The sequence below is a fragment of the Collinsella sp. WCA1-178-WT-3 (M1) genome (assembly GCF_009696325.1).
Classification (GTDB): Bacteria; Actinomycetota; Coriobacteriia; order Coriobacteriales; family Coriobacteriaceae; genus Collinsella.
This window is the reverse complement of sequence record NZ_VUME01000010.1, coordinates 51,839-71,201: the sequence shown is the minus strand read 5'-3', so window position 1 is coordinate 71,201 and position 19,363 is coordinate 51,839. Positions and strand designations below refer to the sequence as shown.

Annotated in this window: 16 protein-coding genes and 1 riboswitch; of the genes, 9 read left to right on the top strand and 7 right to left on the bottom strand. The window is 60.2% G+C overall.

Annotated features, from left to right (window positions below; all coding sequences use genetic code 11):
- Window positions 1-128: 128 nt before the first annotated feature.
- The 3 genes from FYJ40_RS07070 to FYJ40_RS07060 all read right to left on the bottom strand — a co-directional run bounded on the left by FYJ40_RS07070 (window position 129) and on the right by FYJ40_RS07060 (window position 3,226).
- Window positions 129-1,262, bottom strand: coding sequence for a 5-methyltetrahydropteroyltriglutamate--homocysteine S-methyltransferase (locus FYJ40_RS07070; protein WP_229770711.1), 1,134 nt, complete (start codon window positions 1,260-1,262; stop codon window positions 129-131).
- A gap of 148 nt (window positions 1,263-1,410) precedes the next feature.
- On the bottom strand, window positions 1,411-2,307 hold the full coding sequence (locus FYJ40_RS07065; RefSeq protein WP_154517042.1) for a LysR family transcriptional regulator: 897 nt from the start codon (window positions 2,305-2,307) through the stop codon (window positions 1,411-1,413).
- 10 nt (window positions 2,308-2,317) lie between these two features.
- Window positions 2,318-3,226 carry an HAD-IIB family hydrolase gene (locus FYJ40_RS07060; protein ID WP_195838576.1) on the bottom strand — a complete coding sequence of 303 codons (909 nt, stop codon included), beginning with the start codon at window positions 3,224-3,226 and terminating at the stop codon, window positions 2,318-2,320.
- 160 nt (window positions 3,227-3,386) lie between these two features.
- A riboswitch (TPP riboswitch) is annotated at window positions 3,387-3,497 on the top strand.
- 51 nt (window positions 3,498-3,548) lie between these two features.
- On the opposite strand from FYJ40_RS07060, the gene thiM reads away from it, so the two are divergent.
- Genes thiM through FYJ40_RS07045 form a run of 3 tightly spaced genes read left to right on the top strand, consistent with a single transcriptional unit; the run spans window position 3,549 to window position 5,425 of the window.
- The gene (gene thiM, locus FYJ40_RS07055) at window positions 3,549-4,388 is read left to right on the top strand and encodes a hydroxyethylthiazole kinase (protein WP_370450622.1); all 840 of its coding nucleotides are present in this window, start codon (window positions 3,549-3,551) and stop codon (window positions 4,386-4,388) included.
- Window positions 4,389-4,391: 3 nt separating this feature from the next.
- Window positions 4,392-4,733, top strand: coding sequence for a thiamine-binding protein (locus FYJ40_RS07050; RefSeq protein WP_229770710.1), 342 nt, complete (start codon window positions 4,392-4,394; stop codon window positions 4,731-4,733).
- Window positions 4,730-5,425: a thiamine phosphate synthase gene (locus FYJ40_RS07045; RefSeq protein ID WP_154517036.1), complete on the top strand. Its 696-nt coding sequence runs from the start codon at window positions 4,730-4,732 to the stop codon at window positions 5,423-5,425. Before FYJ40_RS07050 ends, FYJ40_RS07045 begins: the two co-directional genes overlap by 4 nt.
- Before the next feature lie 95 nt (window positions 5,426-5,520).
- On the opposite strand, the gene FYJ40_RS07040 is transcribed toward FYJ40_RS07045, so the two are convergent.
- Window positions 5,521-6,726: an IS3 family transposase gene (locus FYJ40_RS07040; protein WP_154517173.1), complete on the bottom strand. Its 1,206-nt coding sequence runs from the start codon at window positions 6,724-6,726 to the stop codon at window positions 5,521-5,523.
- Window positions 6,727-6,883: 157 nt separating this feature from the next.
- Complete coding sequence (locus FYJ40_RS07035) at window positions 6,884-7,753, bottom strand: patatin family protein (protein WP_154517030.1); 870 nt, start codon at window positions 7,751-7,753, stop codon at window positions 6,884-6,886.
- 323 nt (window positions 7,754-8,076) lie between these two features.
- On the opposite strand from FYJ40_RS07035, the gene FYJ40_RS07030 reads away from it, so the two are divergent.
- The 6 genes from FYJ40_RS07030 to FYJ40_RS07005 all read left to right on the top strand — a co-directional run bounded on the left by FYJ40_RS07030 (window position 8,077) and on the right by FYJ40_RS07005 (window position 15,624).
- Complete coding sequence (locus FYJ40_RS07030) at window positions 8,077-10,794, top strand: EAL domain-containing protein (protein WP_154517027.1); 2,718 nt, start codon at window positions 8,077-8,079, stop codon at window positions 10,792-10,794.
- 127 nt (window positions 10,795-10,921) lie between these two features.
- Window positions 10,922-12,451: a diguanylate cyclase domain-containing protein gene (locus FYJ40_RS07025; protein WP_154517024.1), complete on the top strand. Its 1,530-nt coding sequence runs from the start codon at window positions 10,922-10,924 to the stop codon at window positions 12,449-12,451.
- Between the two features lie 111 nt (window positions 12,452-12,562).
- Window positions 12,563-13,186 (top strand): flavodoxin family protein, encoded by a 624-nt coding sequence (locus FYJ40_RS07020; protein WP_154517021.1) that lies wholly within the window; start codon window positions 12,563-12,565, stop codon window positions 13,184-13,186.
- Between the two features lie 185 nt (window positions 13,187-13,371).
- The gene (locus FYJ40_RS07015) at window positions 13,372-13,713 is read left to right on the top strand and encodes an arsenate reductase family protein (protein ID WP_055252194.1); all 342 of its coding nucleotides are present in this window, start codon (window positions 13,372-13,374) and stop codon (window positions 13,711-13,713) included.
- An 86-nt stretch (window positions 13,714-13,799) separates the two neighbouring features.
- Complete coding sequence (locus FYJ40_RS07010) at window positions 13,800-14,930, top strand: GTP-binding protein (RefSeq protein WP_154517018.1); 1,131 nt, start codon at window positions 13,800-13,802, stop codon at window positions 14,928-14,930.
- 94 nt (window positions 14,931-15,024) lie between these two features.
- Window positions 15,025-15,624: a tRNA (cytidine(34)-2'-O)-methyltransferase gene (locus tag FYJ40_RS07005; protein ID WP_154517015.1), complete on the top strand. Its 600-nt coding sequence runs from the start codon at window positions 15,025-15,027 to the stop codon at window positions 15,622-15,624.
- Window positions 15,625-15,735: 111 nt separating this feature from the next.
- Here FYJ40_RS07005 and FYJ40_RS07000 read toward each other — a convergent pair whose 3' ends face one another.
- Together FYJ40_RS07000 and FYJ40_RS06995 are read right to left on the bottom strand one after the other, a co-directional pair.
- Window positions 15,736-18,231: an excinuclease ABC subunit UvrA gene (locus tag FYJ40_RS07000; RefSeq protein WP_370450621.1), complete on the bottom strand. Its 2,496-nt coding sequence runs from the start codon at window positions 18,229-18,231 to the stop codon at window positions 15,736-15,738.
- Window positions 18,232-18,241: 10 nt separating this feature from the next.
- The gene (locus FYJ40_RS06995; RefSeq protein ID WP_154517012.1) at window positions 18,242-19,360 is read right to left on the bottom strand and encodes an AAA family ATPase; all 1,119 of its coding nucleotides are present in this window, start codon (window positions 19,358-19,360) and stop codon (window positions 18,242-18,244) included.
- Between the last annotated feature and the right edge of the window lie 3 nt (window positions 19,361-19,363).

The window sequence follows — 19,363 nt, the reverse complement described above, 5'->3', positions numbered from 1 at the left end:
CATCTCCACCATTCCTTCAACTGGGAAAATGGCGCCCCCGGGGCCCGAGAGGGGCCGCGGGGGCGTTCGGTTAACTGCGGGAGCGAGCCATCAGCTCAATGTGTTCGGCTGAGATCGGAAATCAACCGCTATTTCCAAACACGCTCGGCAATACGCTTGACCAGCGCGATCTTTGCCCACTGCTCGCCTTCGGTCAGCTTGTTGCCAATCTCGCAGCTGGCAAAGCCACACTGCGGAGACAGATACAGATTCTCAAGCGGCACGTACTCTGCTGCCTCATGAATACGCTCGACGGTCGCGTCCTCGTCCTCGAGCTCGGCTGCCTTGGTGGTCACCAGACCCAACACGACCTTCTTACCGGGCGCAACGTACTTGAGCGGCTCAAAACCACCGGCGCGCGGAGTGTCGAACTCCAGATAGAACGCGTCAACGTCCTCATGCGCAAACAGGTACGGGGCGATGGGATCATAGCCGCCCTCAAAGGCATAAGTAGAGTGGTAGTTGCCACGGCATACATGCGTATTGATCACCAAGTCGTCAGGCTTGCCCGCGATGGCAGCATTGTTGAGCGCCACGCCCAGCTCGCTCACCTTTTGCAGGTCAACCGGGCTCATGCCGGTCTTGGACACAAAGTCAGTATCGCAATAGATGCCCCAGGTGCAGTCATCAAATTGGATGTTGCGGCAACCCGCGGCATACAGATCGGCAATCACGGTGCGGTATGCTGCGGCGATGGCATCGGCGAGCTCTTCGTCGGTCTTGTAGACGGCGCGCAGGCTCTCCTGCTGGCCATCGCAGCGGTCGAGCGTGACTTCGGAGAACGTCTGGATCGGCGCCGGAATGGTTTGTCGCGCGACCTGGCCCTCGCCCTCAAGCGCCTTGACAAACTTGAAGTGCTCAACGAACGGATGGTTCTCGCCGCTAATAGGTCCGGTCACCACGGCGGTGTCGGCGGTAGTCTCCTCATCGTGGAACATATAGCCCGTACGCGAGGTGCGGCGCTCGATGCCGTTGAGACCCCACATAAAATCGAGGTGCCAGTAGCTGCGGCGGAACTCGCCGTCGGTGATGACCTGCAGGCCGGCGGCCTTTTGCTTTGCCACCAAATCGCGAATGGCCTCGTCCTCGACTGCCTTAAGTCCCTCGGCATCAAGCGCGCCTGCCGCATAGGCAGCGCGGGCGTCCTTTACGGCCTGCGGACGAAGAAAACTGCCGACGATATCGGCGCGAAACGGCGCTTTGAGCTGGGTGGAATTGCTCATAGGAATCTCCTTTTGCATGGACTGCTTTGGCGAGAAAGAGTATGAGCGCACTCCTGGTTATCGTAAAATATGCGTTTATATATGTTTGCCATATAGTTTTCCTATATCCATTTCGACAGCCCAAGACAGCAACATCAAACGCTACCGGTTAGATATGCCTCCGGATGGCCTCGATATAAGCCTGTCCATAGCGCGTGAGCGTCGTATTCTTGCGCGTGATAATGCCAATCTCCATGTATTCATCCACATCGAGCGGAATCGAGATAATACCGGGGCCATTAAGCTCGTGGCTAATCACGCCCGAACACACCGTGTAACCGTTGAGACCCATGGCTAGGTTGAACAAGGTCGCACGGTCGCGCACGCGGATATTCTTGCGGCGCTCAAACGTCGAGGTCAGTTCCTCGGAATAGTAAAACGAGTTGTAGCTGCCCTGTTCATAGGATAGGAACGGATAGTCTTCCAAGTCCTCGAGCGTCACGCTGGCGTGGTCCGCCAGTGGATGGTCGGCGCATACAAAGACGTGCGGCGTGGCGCAGAAGAGCCCTTCGAATACGAGCTCGTTGGCCGCCAGCATGCGCTCGATAACCTCGCGGTTATGTTCGGATAAGTACAGAATGCCCAGTTCACTCTTCATGTGCGCGACATCTTCGATGATCTCGTGAGTCTGTTCCTCGCGCAGGGTAAAGTCGTAGCGCGCGGCATCGAACTCACGGATCACGTCGACAAACGCATTAACGGCAAAGGAATAATGCTGACAGCTCACACTAAAGTGCGGCACTTGCTCGGATGCGCCCTTGTACTTGCCCTCGAGCAGGTCGGCCTGATCGAGTACCTGGCGCGCGTAGCCCAAGAATGTCTCGCCTTCCTCGGACACAATGACGCCCTTGTTGGTGCGCTCAAAGATGTGCACACCCATCTCGTTTTCGAGATCGCGAATCGACGCGGTAATCGAAGGCTGCGACACAAAGAGCCGGCGCGAGGCCTCGGTAATGCTGCCGCATTCGGCAACCTTAACAACATACCTGAGCTGCTGAAGCTTCATGACTTTCTCCCTAGACGTTCGTGACGCCAAGACCCGTCGCGTCCATCTGGCGCATAAACGACGGCATCTCCCCCGTCGCGGCGCAGGCGGCAATCTGATGCAGAGCCCCGGCAACCGCATCGTCTGCCGCAGCGCCGATATGCCAACGCGCGGCAGCCGTGACGGCCTCATTGGCATTGGCGACTGCAACGGAGTTGGGAACGGCATTAATCATGGGCAGATCGTTATCGGAATCGCCGAACACCGCCACCTCGTCGGGCGTCAGGCCCAAAGCACGCGCCAGCTCCAGCGCAGCGCAGCCCTTGTCCCAACCAGCCGGCAAGATATCGAAAAGGCGCACGCGGTTGTTGGGAAACACAAGCGAGAGTTCCGGCACCTCGGCGGCAACGCGCTCGCGTAGCTCCGCGAGCCCCTCACGCGAGCGGGCACTCCAGATATTCGCCTTGAACACCGGCGCGTCACCGACAACGGGACGGCACGGGGCCTCTTCGCCTTTGAGCCACGCGTTGCCGCCCGACTCCATAGCGCGACGCACGCGCTCAGGATCGCTCGTCACGCAATAGGCGTCATTGTCCCAAAAGTCATCACCCAAGCTGTAGACCTTCAGATAGGTATCATCGGTCTCTTGCTCCAAGTAGTCAGCCAAGCGAATAAGGGCGGCGTTATCGGTCGCATGCGAGGTTACCACCTCGCCGTCGACAAACATGACCTGGCCGTTGCAGAACGCACCGGTCGAGAAGCACTCGGAACGATTACGAAACATCCAGCCCATCGCGGAAGGCTGACGGCCCGAAACCGGGCCAAAGTGCAGGCCCGCCGCCTGCATGGCATGAATGCCCTCGATGGCGTAGTCGCTGGCGCCGTCATGCCCGGCTGGAATCAACGTATCGTCCATATCGGTCAGCACAAGTTTAATCATAAGGCCCCCAGTCATTTTCACCGTATCCATTGTAGCGACCTGCCAATAAGGGACAGGTTTATTTTGGCAGGTTTTATCTGGGAAAATGCGACGCCCCCGTTGCCACCTGCCAAAATAAACCTGTCCCTTTTTGGCAGGTGCGCTAGTATAGGTAACAACAGATTCGATGCGGGAGTGCCGGCGGTGCAAACCACAAGGCTGAGAGGGCATGGGGCCCAATCCTTTGAACCTGTCAGTTAATGCTGGCGTAGGGAGCATGCCGCCTTTACAGGGGCGCTGTCTATGCACAGCGCCCCTTTTCTATGCCAAGGAGGCATGTGCAGTGATTGATTCGAAACAGCTTAAACAAAATGTGGTCAAGGCCGTGGAGGAGATTCGCGCCACCAACCCGATGGCCGGCTCCATCACCAACACGGTGACGATCGACTTTGTCGCCAACGCGCAGCTCGCCGTAGGCGGTTCGGCCGCCATGGTCTATCTGCCCGACGAGGGCGAGGCGCTCGTTGCCGGCGGCGGCGCCATCTATCTCAACATGGGCACGCTCTTCCCCATCTACGAGCAGACGATTCCCCGTGCGGCCAAAGCGGCACACGACGCCGGCAAACCCTGGGTGCTCGATCCGGTGGGCCTGGGCATCGGTAGCCTGCGCACCCAGCTGGTAAACGAGCTCAAGCAGTACAAGCCCGCCATCGTGCGCGGCAACGCCTCCGAGATCATCGCGCTCGCCGGCCTGTGGGGTCTTGAAGGCGAGGCGGCTGACCTGAGCCGCGTGCGCGGTGTCGATACCACCGATACGGTCGACGCCGCCCGCGGCGCCGCCGTGGCACTCGCCCGCTACACCGGCGGCGCCGTAGTGGTCTCGGGCGAAGTCGACCTGATTACCGACGGCACGACCGTGGCCAAGTCCCACGGCGGCAGCCCGCTCATGTCCAAGATTACCGGCTGTGGCTGCTCGCAGGGCGGCGTCCTGGCCGTGTACGCTTGCGCCGCCGATCCGTTTACGGCAGCCATCTGCGGTACCGCTGTCTACAACGTTGCCGGCACGCGTGCCGCCGCTGTCGCTGATGCCCCGGCAAGCTTTAAGGTCGCCTTTATCGACGAACTCTACCGCGCGACCGCTCAGGATATTGCGAATAACCACCTCGAGCTCGAGGAGGCATAAGCCATGTCCGAACCCGCAACCGCTGCCGACATGAACACACTCGTCGCCGTAGCCATCGCCCCGTGCGGCACAGGCGACGAGCTGTCCGCCGAGGTCGCCGAGGTCGTGCGCGTCATTCGCGAGAGCGGCCTTCCCAACCGCACCACCTCGATGTTCACCGAGATCGAGGGCGACTGGGACGAGGTCATGCAGGTCGTACGCGATTCAACCTTTGTGTTGGCAAGCAAGGGCATCCGCACCGAAGTCGTGCTCAAAGCCGATATTCGACCCGGTTTTACCGACACCATGACCGGCAAACTTGAGCGCATGGAAGCGCAGATCAAAAAGCAGGAGGAAGCACGATGAGCATCCGCGACAACCTTGATATCTCGGCCTATCTGGTACTCGGCCCCGAAAACACGCTGGGACGTCCTGTGGGCGATGTGGTAGCGCAGGCGCTCGATGCCGGCTTTACCTGCATCCAGGTGCGCTCCAAGGTGGCAAGTGCCCGCGAGATCATCGCGCTGACGGGCGACGCCGCGCAGGCTATCGCTCGCGCCGGCAAGACCGGCAAGGTCGCCCTGCTTATCGACGACCGTCTGGACTGCGTACTCGCCGCACGCGAACAGGGTATCGCCGTCGACGGCGTGCATGTGGGCCAGAGCGATATTCCCGTCGAGGTCTGCCGCAAGCTTCTGGGCCCCGATGCCATCGTGGGCCTTTCGGCCCGTTGCGAGGAAATGCTCGAGTACGTCAAGACCGCCGACATGAGCCTAGTCGACTACCTGGGCATCGGCCCGCTCCACGAGACCGAGACCAAGCGCGACTGTGGACGCGCGGCAGATGGCTCCATCATCACCAAGAGCTTTGAGGACCTGGCCGCGCTCCATGAGGCAAGCCCCGTTCCCATCGTGGTCGGCGGCGGCGTCAAAAAAGCCGATCTGCCGCAGCTCAAGGCCACCGGCGTCGACGGCTTCTTTGTGGTGAGCGCCGTCTGCAGCGCTGACGACCCCCACGCCGCAGCCAAGGAGCTTGTCGACACCTGGCAGCAGGCATAGGCATAGGCCGAGCAGCTGATTCGCAGCCTCATATCTTCAATAGCGGAAAGCGCATCCCAGTTTGGACCTGGGACTGCGGACGATTTCTTGGACCGTTACGCGGCCCTTCCCAGCGCGGCGCGGAACTCGGCCGGCGTGCGGCCGCCGAGCGCATCGCTGCGCCTCTCCGTATTGTATCGGCCGATCCAGCCCCCGAGCTCCTCGATGAAGCGGGCAGGGGTCCAGCCCGACCAGTCCCTGCCGTGCCAGAACTCCCTCTTGAGCAGGCCGAAGAAGCCCTCCATCGCCGCGTTGTCCGGGCTGCAGCCCTTGGCGGACATGCTCCTGGCGAGGCCGTGCCCCTCGCAGATCGAGATCCAGCCGGGCCAGCGGTAGTGGCCGCCGCGGTCGGAGTGGATGACGGGGCGCTCGCCGGGCGCGAGCAGCGCGCAGGCGTCCTCGAGCGTCGAGTTGGCGAGCGCGGCGTCCGGTCTCTCGCCGGCCCTCCACGCCACGACCGAGGAGTCGAAGCAGTCCCTGATGGCCGACAGGTAGACCTTCCTGCCGGAGGGCAGCCTGAACTCGGTGATGTCGGTGAGCCACAGGAAGTTCGGCAGGGCCGAGCGGAAGTCGCGGCGCACGAGGTTCGGCGGGGCCGGCGTCGGCTCGCCCGCATAGGAGCTGTAGGGCCTCCTCTTCCTCCTCATCCACCTGGGGACCAGGCCCTCCTCGCGCATGATGCGGAGGACGACCTTCTCCGAGGCGCGCACGGGCTCGTCGAGCTCGCGCAGGCGCGCCGTCACGAAGCGGTACCCCCGCGCCCCCTCGCCGTCCTCGGTGAAGATCCTGCGCACGAGCGCGCGCAGGGGCGCGCGCCGGTCGGGCCTCGCGATCGCGCGGCGCTGGTACTCATAGGAGCTCTTTGATATCCCCAAGGAACTCGTGAGTTCTCTCAAGGACCACTTCCCGCACGGCCTCAGGCGGTCTATCACCAGGGTCTTCTCCCTGTTCGACATCCCGTCGAGGCTCTCGGCTTTTAAAACGTCCTGCACCGCCCTCAGCACCGCGTTCTCGAGCCTGAGCCGCTCGATCAGGGCGTCCTTGTCCTCCGGGTCGATGTCGGGGTAGTCGGGGCCGTCCCCGACGAGTCGCGGCAGGTCCATTCCTCCACCGGCCCTTCCCGCGGGCTTGCGCACGTCCCTGATCCAGCGCCAGACGGACGTCTTGCCGGGCCCGCCGAGTATCTCGGTTATCTCCATGACGGTGAGCCCGGCGCCGCGAAGCGCCCTGGCCCTCTCCACCATTCTCCTACTGTATGCCATGCGGACTCCGTTCCGGACCTCAACGGTCCAACTTTTTGTCCGCAGTCCCCCTCCATTCTGGGATGCGTTTTCCGCATGCGATTCCATTGGGAAACTGCATCCCATTCCAGACGCAAATTCTGGGACGCACTTTCCGCCGAGGGCTCTGCAGTTTGCCCTACTCTGCCAGATATGCTTCCAACGCCGACAAGGTCGCGGCCGCATCACGCCGACCGACCTGGTAGATACGCTCGAGCTCCTCTGGCTCACGACACAGCGATGGCACCTTCACCGATTCGCTCGGACGCACCACGAAAACCTCGCCGCTGGCCTCGCGACGCGCCAGGTCGTCGAGTGCAGCGTTATATACCTCGTGCCGGCGTTCAAGCGCCTCGACAAACTTCGGATAGTGGCGGAACACACGTCGCAGCATGGGCATCAAACCGTTCGGCTGCTTTACAAAGCCTGCCGGCTGCGTCAGCACCACGATGTTGCGGTCATACCCCTGTTCGAATAACCACGCACTGGGAATGGAATCGGCCACGCCGCCATCCAGATATCGATGTCCGTCAATCCGAACGGGTTTGGTCGCCACGGGAATCGCCGACGATGCCCGAATCCACTCGATATCGCGCTCATCGCCATACGGCAGGTCGTGATAGATGGCCTCACCCGTCTCGATATCGGTGCACACACACGTAAACCGCATAGGACAGGCACGATACGCCTCTAAGTCGATAGGATCGCGCTCAAGCGGCACCTCATGATAGGCAAAATCGGCATTGAACATGTCACCGGTTCGCAACCAGCTTGTCACGCTCGCATAGCGCTTGTCGGCGCAATAGGCCTTGTTATACCGAATGGCGCGACCGATCTGGCGCGACTTAAAATTGTACCCAAACGCCGCACCCGCCGAGACACCCACCATATGGTCGCAAGTTAAGCCGTGCTCCATCCAGACATCGAGTACGCCCGCCGTATACATACCGCGGTAGCCGCCTCCCTCGAGCGCAAGCCCCACCGTGCGCGTCGTATCCGGCTGTACCATGCGACCATCTCCGTTCCTGCGTTTAAAACCGGGACAAGTATACCCGTCAACATATAGCGTCTCAGTCGCATTTTTATCGGACATCTCATCATTGCGGTACCGTTTAGCGAATAATGGCCGCGCACAGCATGGGCACCCATATATAATTCTGCGCTGTTGTTTATACTACTCAGCAGTTATCAACTGCAAACATTAGCCGGTAAATTAATCCAACAACGCAGCGAGGCGGGGGCCTGGATACACGCAAAGCGCCGAACAACAACGCGTGTGCACAACGAGCTCGCCCGACGCAATTCGCCCGACCTCAGAAAGCCGCTTACGACATGGATACTGTCAGCAATTACACCGAGACGCTCGAAAAGACCGTCCGCGACCTTCTTGAACGTCAGGACGATCTGATCAGGACCGCCTTTACCGACCAGCTTACCGGACTCGGCAACCGCGGCGCCTTTGCCCGTTCCCTCGAGGAGCTCTGGGAGCAGGAACTGCCCGTCACCATGGCTTTTATCGACATCGATAACCTTAAGCACTGCAACGACGTCTTTGGGCATGACGAGGGCAACCGTTACATCTTGCAGGTAAGCCTCTATCTCAAGCTGTATATGAAGGTGGACGAGGCGGCGTTTCGACTGGGAGGCGACGAGTTCGCCATCCTCTCTACGATTGCAACCGAGGACGACCTCGCCGATCGTCTGGAACACTGCCGAACAATCTTGCTCAACAACAACGATTCCGGGATGCCCCACTCGTTTAGTTACGGAGTGTCCCACGCCGACCCCGCCCTGGGCGAAGCCCCCAATCGCATGACGCTCGATGCCGACCATCGCATGTACGACTACAAACTACGCCATGCCTTGCACCTCGATCGACGCAATATCACGCAAGTCCATACCGACGACTTCGAAATAAGCGACCGCGTTTTCGACGCCTTTTCGATGCTCAACGAAGGTCGTTATTTCTTTATCGAGAACTTGGACAAACATCGCACCCTTTGGTCACAAGGTGCCTTGCGCGATCTCGGACTTCCTTCAGAGCACATTGACAACTGTCTCGATTACTGGAAAAAGCGCGTCCATCCCGATGACCTTGAGGCTTTTACCGACGACTTCGACCAAGTCTACAACGGCTCCAAGCACCATCGAGTCATGCAGTATCGTGTACGCAACACCACAGGCGACTACGTGCTCTGCCGTGCTCGCGGTTTTCGCATCGATGGGAGCGAAAACGAGCCCTCGCTCTATGTCGGCGAGCTCGTCAATCATTCCCTTGCCGAGACCGTCGACGCCGCCACGGGGCTTGGAACGCAGCGTATGCTGGTCAACGCTATCGATTCCTGTCGCCGTGACCGCTGCAAAACAGGACTCATCGCCGTGCGCGTTCGCGGCACGACGAAGCTCAACGAGCTCTATGGAGCCGAGGCGGTCGACAGCATGCTTGCCGAATACGCAAGCCGTATGCTGTCGATCACCCGCGGTAGGAGTCGCGTCTTCCGTTCACGAAGTGTCCAGTTCGTCGTGCTCAGCAACGCTTTGGACCACGGGGCATTTGAACTCCTGACCCATCGTCTAAAAGAGACCATTTTTGCCCCCGTTCAGATCGCGGGCGACACCATCACTCCCGTTTGCATTGTCGCCCCGGTCTTTTACGAGCGCCTGGACTACCAAACATCTGCTGTTTTGCGCGAACTCGACCGTCGCCTTCGCACGGCTGGCGGGCTTGTCCCCAACGACAGCCTCCCTATACCCGAGGTCGAGCGCAAAAGCGCAATCGCCGAACGCATCGATATGCTCACCGGCCTCTGCCGACCCAGCGAGTTTATGCGCCGTGCCAATGCCTTCATCAAGGCAAAGCGCGACGGCGCTTGGTGTATTGCCACCGTCGACATGGGCCACATGCGCCTATTTAACGAATGGTATGGACAGGCCGAAGGCGACCGTATGCTTGCCGATGTGGGCACGGTGCTCAAGGATATCGAGAACGCCGACATGGGTGTCGCGGGATACTGGGGGCAAGACGACTTTTGTCTGCTCATACCCTTTGAGCGCGATTTCGTTCACCGAGTCTATGCGCGCGTGCGCGAGGCTGTAGCCAAGCACGACGACGGCGTAGGCTTTTGGCCGTCCATGGGCGTATGCCCCATCGACGCGAGCGAGGAAATCACCATTGATGCACAGGCCAAGGCCATGTTTACCAATCGACGCGCCAAAAACGACTTTAAGGAGCGCATTGCCGTTTTCCGCCCCGAGGAATACGAGCATGAGGTTGCGTTCCACCACACGCTAACCGAGTTCCAGTATGCGCTCTCAAACGGCCGCATCACTTACTACCTGCAGCCCCAGGTCGATATGGAAACCGGCGAGATCATTGGCGCCGAGGCGCTCACACGCTGGATTGACAAGGATGGATCCCTCATTTCACCTGTCACCTTTATCCCCGCTCTCGAGGAAAGCGGCTTTGTGGTAACGCTCGACAAATATGTTTGGCAGGGCGTTGCCACATGGCTTCGCGAGCGTCTCGATCGCGGTCTTCGCGTGGTTCCGATCTCCCTCAACGTGTCGCGCGTGGACATTCTTGCCTGCGACGTTGCCGAACATATGGGGGCGCTCGCCGCCCAATACAACCTGCCGCCCGAGCTCATGCGTATCGAGATCACCGAGACCGCCTATACCGGAGAGTCCGAGGCCGTGGATAAGCTGACCGCGGATCTGCACGCCCGCGGCTTCTCGACCTATATGGACGATTTTGGTACCGGCCAGTCCACGCTCGCGATGCTCAGAAACGTGAATGTTGACGTCATCAAGCTCGACCGCACCTTTGTGCCCACCGACCGCGATCAAGGCCGCAGCGCGCGGATCGTGTCATCGATGCTCGAGATGGCGCAGTCACTCCATCTGCCCGTTGTAATCGAAGGCATCGAGACAAATGAGCAGGCGAACATGCTACGCCACATGGGCGCCCGCTACGCTCAGGGTTTCCTCTACTACCGACCCATGCAGGCAAAGGATTTTGAGGCATTGCTCGATGGCGGCAATAACAACTGATACGCTCGCGCGCAAAACGCCACCGTCGAAGGAAGCATTTGTCCCCATTGGCTAACTCATATCCCCAATCCAAGCCGAATTGGGGATATGATACAAACCGTTGTCCTGCCCAAGGAGGTTATCCATCATGAACGAGTCGTACCGCATGGGCGAGCAATCGATTATTGCCTATCTTCAGCGACTTGCGAATGGCATCTCGACCGCCGAACTCGATGTTGCCGCGCTGCCCGCTGGGCTACGCGCCGTTGGTGAGCAACTGCAAAAGACGTATGCCATCCTGCAACAAGAGCGCCAGCTGCTTGAGCGCAACGCCTATATCGATCCGCTCACCAACTTGGGCAACCGCAGCGGACTCGACCGTCACGTCGAGCAGCTCTGGCGCAAAGGCGACCCCTTCACCTGCGCCTATATTGACATCGACCATCTCAAGCATTGCAACGATATGTTTGGCCACGCCGAAGGCAATCGCTATATTCTGAGTATCTGCCGCACACTCTCCGAAACCATGGAGCACGATGAGATGCTGTTCCGTATCGGTGGAGACGAGTTTGTGCTTATCTCGCTCTCCGCAAACGAGACTGAACTCGAGCAGCGCTTGGAGCAGGTACGTGCCGGGCTGATCGAGGCGAGCTCAGGTGGCAAGGCGCCCATGATCGCCAGCTTTAGCTTTGGCTGCTCGCGCGTCGATCCGCTTGCCGGCGACACGCGTCGCCAGATGACGATGGATGCCGATCGCAAGATGTATCGCTATAAGCTTATGCATCGTGTGCAGCAACCGAAAGACAATGACGCGCCGCAACGCCCAATCGTCGATCAGCTTCCCTGCAACGACCGGGTGTTCCAAGCGATCTCCATGAGCTCCGAGACGCGCTATCCATTCATCCTTAACCTCGATACTGGAGAATCGCAATGGTCGGTTAACGCCGTGCGCGATTTTGACCTGCCCTCCCAGCACCCTTTTAACTCACTCGACATGTGGCTCGCCCGCGTTCATCCCGAGGACCGCGACAACGTGCGCGCCGAGCTCGACATGGTGATAAACGGTACGTGGCACTTCCATTACATGCAGTATCGCGTAATGGATGCCACCGGAAAATACGCGCTTTGCGACTGCACGGGCTACCGCTTGGACGGCACCGATACCGAGCCCAGCATGTATGTGGGCATTATCATCAACCGAAGCTTGGCAGATACGACAGATTCCGTGACTGGCCTGGGCGATATTCACGCCCTGGTCAACGCCATTGGTGAAATGCGTCGCGTGGCGCGCGAGGCAGGCTTTATTGCCATTAAAATCAACGATATCGCTCAGGTCAATGCCCGCTTTGGCTTTGATGCGGGCGACCGTGTTTTGGCAGAAAGTGCCGCCTGCCTTATGGAATGCTCGCGCGGCAAGGGTCGTCTGTTCCGCTCGACGGGACCAATGTTCGTGGCGCTTTTCGACGACTTTGATCCCGAAGAGACCGACGCGATCGCAGACGAAATCGAGCGATTCTTGGGGTCGCCCGTGCTCTTTGGCTCATTTGAATATCAGCCGCCCATTCGTGTGGCGACACTTCATCTAGACGCTGTCGACCGACAGCCCGTTTCCATTTTGAACGAGCTCAAAGCGCTGCTTGAAGAGGCGCCGCAAGTACCGGGCACCAAGCTGGACTAGCGTCGTGGGGAGCGATGTGAAACACAAGCCGTTTCACATCGCTCCCCACGCCATCTGCCCTCTCGTGCGATAATCCTCCGCAGAAGTCACCGACAGCAGAGGGAGTTTGTGATGAAGGTTCTTTTGGTCAATGGCAGTCCCAAGGCAAACGGCAATACCGCCCGCGCACTCGCCGAAGTCGCCGAGCAGCTCAATGCCGAAGGCATTGATACCGAGGTGTTTCAGCTGGGCGCCAATCCCATTCGCGATTGTATCGGTTGCGGCCAGTGTGGCAAGCTTGGCGGTCGCTGCACCTTTGACGACGACGTGGTGAACGAGCTCATCGCTGCCGCTGAGCAGGCAGACGGCTTTGTCTTTGGCTCACCCGTCTACTATGCGCACCCCAGCGGACGCATCCTTTCGGCCCTCGATCGCGCCTTCTATGCGGGCGGGCACGCCTTTGCGCACAAACCCGGCGCCGCGGTCGCTGTCGCCCGTCGCGGTGGCACGTCGACCACCTTCGATGTGCTCAACAAGTACTTCACCATCAACCAGATGCCCGTGGTCGCCTCCACGTACTGGAACAACGTCTTTGGTCGCGTGCCCGGCGACGCCGATGGGGATGCCGAGGGCCTTGCCACCATGCGCAACATCGGCAAGAACATGGCCTGGCTCCTGCAATGTATCGAAGCAGGACAGGCCGCCGGCATCAGCGCGCCCGAAGCCGATCGCGAGCACACCAACTTCATTCGATAAGTCCAGCGGTGGTCACCTCGATGTTCTATCAATGTCAGCGAAAAGCCAGCTGATGAGGCAAGGTGCCTTGAAAGAGGAGGGCGCTGGGCTGTTGCCCGCGCCCGACGATTGAAAGGCAGATTGCCCATCAGATGGCTTTGCAGCGTCGAGGTGACCGCCGTTCGTTAGAACGGCGGAACAGATACATGAACGTGCAAATCTTCGGCACCAAAAAGTCTTTCGACACCAAGAAGGCCCAGCGCTATTTTAAGGAGCGCCGCATTAAGGTGCAGTTTATTGACCTTAAGGAAAAGGAGATGAGCAAAGGCGAGCTCACGAGCGTGATGCAGGCGGTCGGCGGCATCGACAAGCTGCTCAACCCCAAAGCCAAGGACGAGGAGACACTCGCACTTATCCAGCACCTCACTCCCAGCCAGCGCTTTGATAAGCTGCTCGAGAATCAGCAGGTACTGGCCGAGCCCATCGTGCGCAACGGCAAAAAGGCCACCGTCGGTTATTGCCCCGATGTATGGGGAGCCTGGGAGTAGCCTGTGTTATTTGCCGGCGCGTGGGTATAAGAGCAGGCGTTTGGCATAAGATTCAGCTGTAAGCCATGTCTAACAAAGGAGGGCACATGCCCAACAAACCCGTGAAGATCATCATGCTTACCGGATACCTCGGTGCCGGCAAGACCACGCTGCTCAACCATATCCTCGCCAACGACGGCGCTATCCGCGCCGCCGTGATCGTCAACGATATCGGCGAGATCAACGTCGACGCCAGCCTTATCGCCGACGGTGGCCTTTCCGAGACCGACGACCTCATCCCGCTCACCAACGGCTGCATCTGCTGCACGCTTTCGGACGACCTGGCCAACCAGCTGCAGGGCATTGCCGATTCGGGCAATTTCGACTACATCATCATCGAGGCCTCCGGTATTTGCGAGCCTATCCCCATCGCCTACACCATCTCGAGCTTCTGCGACGAGGCCAAAGTGGGCGGCGAACCCAAGCTCGCGCTCGACAACATCGTTGCCGTGGTCGACTGTGCCCGCATGTACGACGAGTTCAACGGCGGTCGCGACCTGCTGGCCGAGGATATCGACGAGGACGACATCGAGAGCCTGCTCATCCAGCAGATCGAGTTTTGCTCCACGCTGATCCTCAACAAGACCGATACCGTGAGCCCTGAGCAGATCGCCGAGCTCAAGGCCATCGTGCGCAGTCTGCAGAAGGACGCCGTGATTGTCGAGGCTCAAAACGGCGAGGTCCCCATGGAGGAGCTGCTCGATACCGATCGCTTCGACTTTATGCGCGCCTACAACTCCGCCGCCTGGATCGAGGCCATGGAGCATCCCGAGGAGCACGACGATCCCGAGGTGCTCGAGTACGACATCGAGACCTTTGTGTACTCGCGCCGTAAGCCGTTTGACCTGCAGAAGTTCACCGATTTTGTTGAGCAGGAGTGGCCCGACGAGGTCATTCGCGTCAAGGGTCCGCTGTGGCAGACCGGCGATCCGGACATGTGCTACATGTTCGAGCAGGCCGGCCGCCAGATGCGCCTGATGGAGAACGGCTTGTTCGTTGACTCGGCGCCCGAGGGCGAGAAGCAGAAGATCATCGACGAGAACCCCGAGATCATGCAGATTTGGGACGACGAGACGGGCGACCGCATGACGAGCCTGTGCATCATCGGCCGTCACATGGACAAGGATGCGCTCATCGCCGCCCTTGATGCCTGCCTGACCGACTGGCACCGCGCTTAGGCTATCCAAGTGGGCGTTTTTCTGCCTTCGTAACCGCCAAACCACCACGAAGGTACCCTTCGTGGTGGTTTTTCGTTCTATGCCAAGGAGATTCATGTTCAATATCGTGCTGTATGCTCCCGAGATTCCGGCCAATACGGGTAATATCGGCCGTACCTGCGTGGTTACCGGCGCCCGCCTGCATCTGGTGGAGCCACTGGGCTTTTCGCTCGACGACAAAACGGTGCGTCGCGCCGGCCTGGGCTACTGGCAAAACTTGGACGTGACGACCTATGCCAGCTGGGAGGATTTCCTTGCGCGCAATGACCTCTCCCCCGCCGACGACCGCTTGCATCTGCTGACCAAAAAGGCACGCCGAACCTATGCGCAAAGCACTTACCGTGACGGCGACTATTTGGTCTTTGGCAGCGAAAGCTCGGGGATTCCCGAAGGGCTGCTCGCCGCAGCGCCCGAGCGCTGTGAGCGCATCCCCATGCTGCGCGATTGCGATTCGCTTGGCAACGCCGAGGCCTGGGAAGCCCACGAGGAATCGCTCGGACATACCGAGAACGGCCATGAGGCCATCCTTCGGCAGGATATCTGCGGCAACTTCGTCAATCCGGACGACTACCGCATCAGCGCACTCAACCTCTCCAACAGCGCCGCCATCGTCCTCTACGAAGCCCTGCGCCAGACAGGCTTTGCCGGCATGTAATAACCTGCCATTAGGGGACGGGGCAGAAATGGTAGTCTTTCAAACCCTCTAACCCTTGAGAAATTGGTTTTGGCATCAAAGCGACAAAGGGCTGCCACTTTGTCGCTTTGCCTATAGGTAGCGGCCGGTAATGCTCTTGGAGCAAGCAGCGATATCCGCCGGAGTGCCGGCGCAGACGACTTGCCCGCCCGCGTCGCCACCGCCCGGGCCCATGTCGATCACGTAATCGGCGTTACGGATAAGATCGAGATCGTGTTCGATCACGATAACCGTGGCGCCCTTGGCGACGAGGCCGTCAAACACGTTCAGCAGCACCTGAACATCGAGCGGATGCAGGCCGATCGTGGGCTCGTCGAATACGAATACGGCATCGTCCTGCACGCGGCCCATCTCGCTCGCAAGCTTTAAACGCTGCGCCTCGCCGCCCGAAAGCGCCGGCGTGGGCTCACCGAGTGTAAGATAGCCCAAGCCCAGGTCGTGCAAGGTCAGCAAGCGCGCCTGAACCTTCTTGAGCCCCACCGTGGCGTCGAGAGCCTCGTCCACGCTCATGTCCATGAGCTGCGGCAACGTAAGCTTGCTCCCGTCCTTGCCCTCGCGATGGATATGCGAAGCCGCGTCTGCATAACGCGAGCCTCGACATGCTGGGCAGATGATCTCGACGTCGGGCAAAAATTGCACGTCGAGCGATATCGAGCCCGTGCCATCGCATGTAGGGCAGCGCAAGGCGCCAGTGTTGTAGCTAAAGGCACCCGCCTTGTAGCCGGCTGCCTTGGCCTCGGGCGTACGGGCGAAGGCACGACGCAGCTCATCATGGATGTCGGCATAGGTCGCTACCGTCGAGCGCACGTTGGCGCCGATAGGTGTAGCGTCAATCAGGTTTGCGCGTGCGATACCCTCGGCGTCGACCCAGCGCACATGGCTTGGCACGCGCTCGCCAGCTGCCTGGGCCTTAAGCGCCGGGATGAGTGTCTCGAGCACCAACGTCGTCTTACCCGAACCCGAAACGCCCGTCACCGCGACAAGGCGACCGCGCGGCATATCGACTTCGAGCGGTTTGACGGTATGGATGGCATCGGTTGCCATGCGGATGTGGCCCTGGTCGAACAGTTCGTCGTCAGTCACCTGCGGGCGCATACGCTTGGGGTCTGCGCGCAAAAACGGGGCGATGCGGCTGCCCTGCGATTGTTCGACCTCGTCCACCGTGCCAGCGGCAATCACATTACCGCCGCCAGCTCCGGCAACGGGGCCCATCTCGACCAGATAGTCGGCTTCCGCCAGCACACGTGTATCGTGGTCGACAACAACCACGGTGTTGCCGTCATCAACCAGATCGCGCATCACGCCCACCAAGCCGTCGACATTGGCAGGATGCAAGCCGATTGAGGGCTCGTCCAGCACATAGAGCACGCCCGTCGATCGGTTGCGCACCACGCGGGCGAGCTGCACGCGCTGACGCTCGCCCGTGGAGAGCGTGGCACCGGCGCGATCGAGCGAAAGGTAGTCGAGACCCAGATCGACCAGGCGACGGGCCGCGCTCAAAAACGAATCGCAGATATCCGCCGCCATGGGCCGCATCTCGGCCGGCAAGGATGCGGGCACCCCGCGCACCCACTCAATCGCCTCGCCCAGCGTCATGGCCGCGGCCTGCGCCAGATTGATACCGCGCACCTGGGGCTGGCGGGCGGTCTCGGAGAGACGCATGCCGCCACAGTCACGACATGGCCCCTCGCGCAAAAAGCGCGCCACGCGTTTTAAGCCCTTATCGTCTTTGACCTTGGCGAGCGCGTTCTCGACGGTATAGACGGCATTGTAATAGGTGAAGTCGAGCGGCGTAGCGCCCTCGCCGTTTTTGGGAACGTAGAGAATGTGCTTCTTAACCGCCGGACCGTGAAACACAATGTCGCGCTCTTGAGGCGTGAGCTGGTTAAACGGCACGTCGATGCGCACACCCATCTCGCCTGCCACTTGCTTCATCAGGTCCCACATGAGCGTGCCCCAAGGAAGCACCGCACCTTCGTTGATGGTCTTGGACTCGTCGGGCACCAGGCTCGCCTCGTCCACCTCGCGCATGACACCGGTGCCGCCGCAGGTGGGACACGCGCCGCTGCTGTTAAAGGCAAGGTCCTCGGCACCCGGCGCGTAGAACTCACGGCCGCACTCGGGACACGTGAGCGACAGACCCGCGGCCACGTTAAGGCTCGGCTCCACGCGCGCCTCGCAATGCGGGCACACGTGATGGGCGCAACGGCTAAAGAGCAGACGCAGGCTATTGTTGAGCTCGGTCATGGTACCAAAGGTCGAGCGCACACCCGGCACGCTGGGACGCTGATGCAATGCGAGCGCCGCCGGTACGTGCAGCACCTCGTCCACCTGGGCATGTTCGGCCTGCGTCAGACGGCGGCGGGTATAGGTGCTAAGCGCCTCCAGGTAGCGACGCGAGCCCTCGGCGTAAAGAACGCCCAGTGCCAGCGAACTCTTGCCCGAACCCGATACGCCAGCAATACCCACGAGCTTTCCCAGCGGAATATCGATATCGATGTCCTTGAGGTTGTGCACACGCGCGCCACGTACCTCTATAGCCTGCGGGCTCATCTTCTGTTCCGTCACCTTTATCACCCTACTCATGCCATAAAACGCGGTCGCGGATGTACTCGCCCAGCATGGGCACGGTAAACCGGACGAGGCCGTATCCGGCAGCCTCGATGACGCGCTCGCGAATCAGGCTTGCGCGATATTTACTCGCCCAGCTTTGGGTGCGGTCGCAGCGCTCAATGATGTCAGCCATGCGCGTCGGCTTGCCCCCATCAGCCGCCATGGCCTCGATAAAGAGGCGCTGCGGACTGCGCAACCCGTAATACAAGGGAGCGTCCACTGCTTCATAGAACTCGGAGATGGCATCGGCGTAGCCAGCCTCGACATCGCACACTTCAATGACCCGCGAGTCACGCCGGACAGCAGACCTCCACATGTAATATCCCACCAGCTGAACCATATAGGGATGCCCCATGCTCTTGCGCGCCGCAAGGTCCGCCGTCTCCGCATCAACGCAAAGACCAGTGCCTTTGACCGTCTGGATATATGAATCGCGCACTTTGGGCAAAGAAATCGCCCCCAGCGTACGCTGCTGGGCGCGGCGCAAAAACGTTACGCTCGGCTCTTCGAGCAAGTCATCAACCATGCTGGGCAAGCCGGCAAAAACCAGCGCAAGACCGCGCTGGTCGCTATCGGGCAAGCCCGTAGCATCCTGGTCTCCGAGCACCTGCTGATAGAGAACGGCCAGCGCCGCCAGCTCCTCGATAGATGCCGATTGGGCCTCGTCAATCGCAAACAGTAAGCCCTTTCCCGGCCCGAGTTTCTTGAGGCGTTCGTTGACTAACCCGCGCAACGTCTCGCCTTTTGCCCGCGCCGCCTCGACCGACATTCGGCCAAACGACGGACCAAACTCCATTGACGTCACAACGGGTTTATTCGAGCGAAGCGCGTCGGCCAAGCGGCCGCATAGGCCAAGCGAGGCGGAATCGGAGACAACCGCCCATCCGCGCTCGCTAGCTAAACGCTGCAGCTCCCGCAAGAGAACTGTTTTGCCACAGCCGCGGTTTCCCGTAATGAGCATGAGCCTGCCCGGCGCTCCGGCGCCGTTATCGAGCCCTTCCTCGAAATCTTCGATGACCGACTCGCGGCCGATGAGTATCGGAGGCCGCTTGCCAGCCGTGGGCTTAAAGGGATTTGGATTCATGTC

What these genes read in the sequence shown, in the direction of transcription:
- FYJ40_RS07070 (WP_229770711.1), bottom strand. Translation starts at nt 1,262, where the DNA reads ATGAGCAATTCCACCCAGCTCAAAGCGCCGTTTCGCGCCGATATCGTC.
- FYJ40_RS07065 (WP_154517042.1), bottom strand. Translation starts at nt 2,307, where the DNA reads ATGAAGCTTCAGCAGCTCAGGTATGTTGTTAAGGTTGCCGAATGCGGC.
- FYJ40_RS07060 (WP_195838576.1), bottom strand. Translation starts at nt 3,226, where the DNA reads ATGATTAAACTTGTGCTGACCGATATGGACGATACGTTGATTCCAGCC.
- FYJ40_RS07050 (WP_229770710.1), top strand. Translation starts at nt 4,392, where the DNA reads ATGTCCGAACCCGCAACCGCTGCCGACATGAACACACTCGTCGCCGTA.
- FYJ40_RS07045 (WP_154517036.1), top strand. Translation starts at nt 4,730, where the DNA reads ATGAGCATCCGCGACAACCTTGATATCTCGGCCTATCTGGTACTCGGC.
- FYJ40_RS07040 (WP_154517173.1), bottom strand. Translation starts at nt 6,726, where the DNA reads ATGGCATACAGTAGGAGAATGGTGGAGAGGGCCAGGGCGCTTCGCGGC.
- FYJ40_RS07035 (WP_154517030.1), bottom strand. Translation starts at nt 7,753, where the DNA reads ATGGTACAGCCGGATACGACGCGCACGGTGGGGCTTGCGCTCGAGGGA.
- FYJ40_RS07030 (WP_154517027.1), top strand. Translation starts at nt 8,077, where the DNA reads ATGGATACTGTCAGCAATTACACCGAGACGCTCGAAAAGACCGTCCGC.
- FYJ40_RS07025 (WP_154517024.1), top strand. Translation starts at nt 10,922, where the DNA reads ATGAACGAGTCGTACCGCATGGGCGAGCAATCGATTATTGCCTATCTT.
- FYJ40_RS07020 (WP_154517021.1), top strand. Translation starts at nt 12,563, where the DNA reads ATGAAGGTTCTTTTGGTCAATGGCAGTCCCAAGGCAAACGGCAATACC.
- FYJ40_RS07015 (WP_055252194.1), top strand. Translation starts at nt 13,372, where the DNA reads ATGAACGTGCAAATCTTCGGCACCAAAAAGTCTTTCGACACCAAGAAG.
- FYJ40_RS07010 (WP_154517018.1), top strand. Translation starts at nt 13,800, where the DNA reads ATGCCCAACAAACCCGTGAAGATCATCATGCTTACCGGATACCTCGGT.
- FYJ40_RS07005 (WP_154517015.1), top strand. Translation starts at nt 15,025, where the DNA reads ATGTTCAATATCGTGCTGTATGCTCCCGAGATTCCGGCCAATACGGGT.
- FYJ40_RS06995 (WP_154517012.1), bottom strand. Translation starts at nt 19,360, where the DNA reads ATGAATCCAAATCCCTTTAAGCCCACGGCTGGCAAGCGGCCTCCGATA.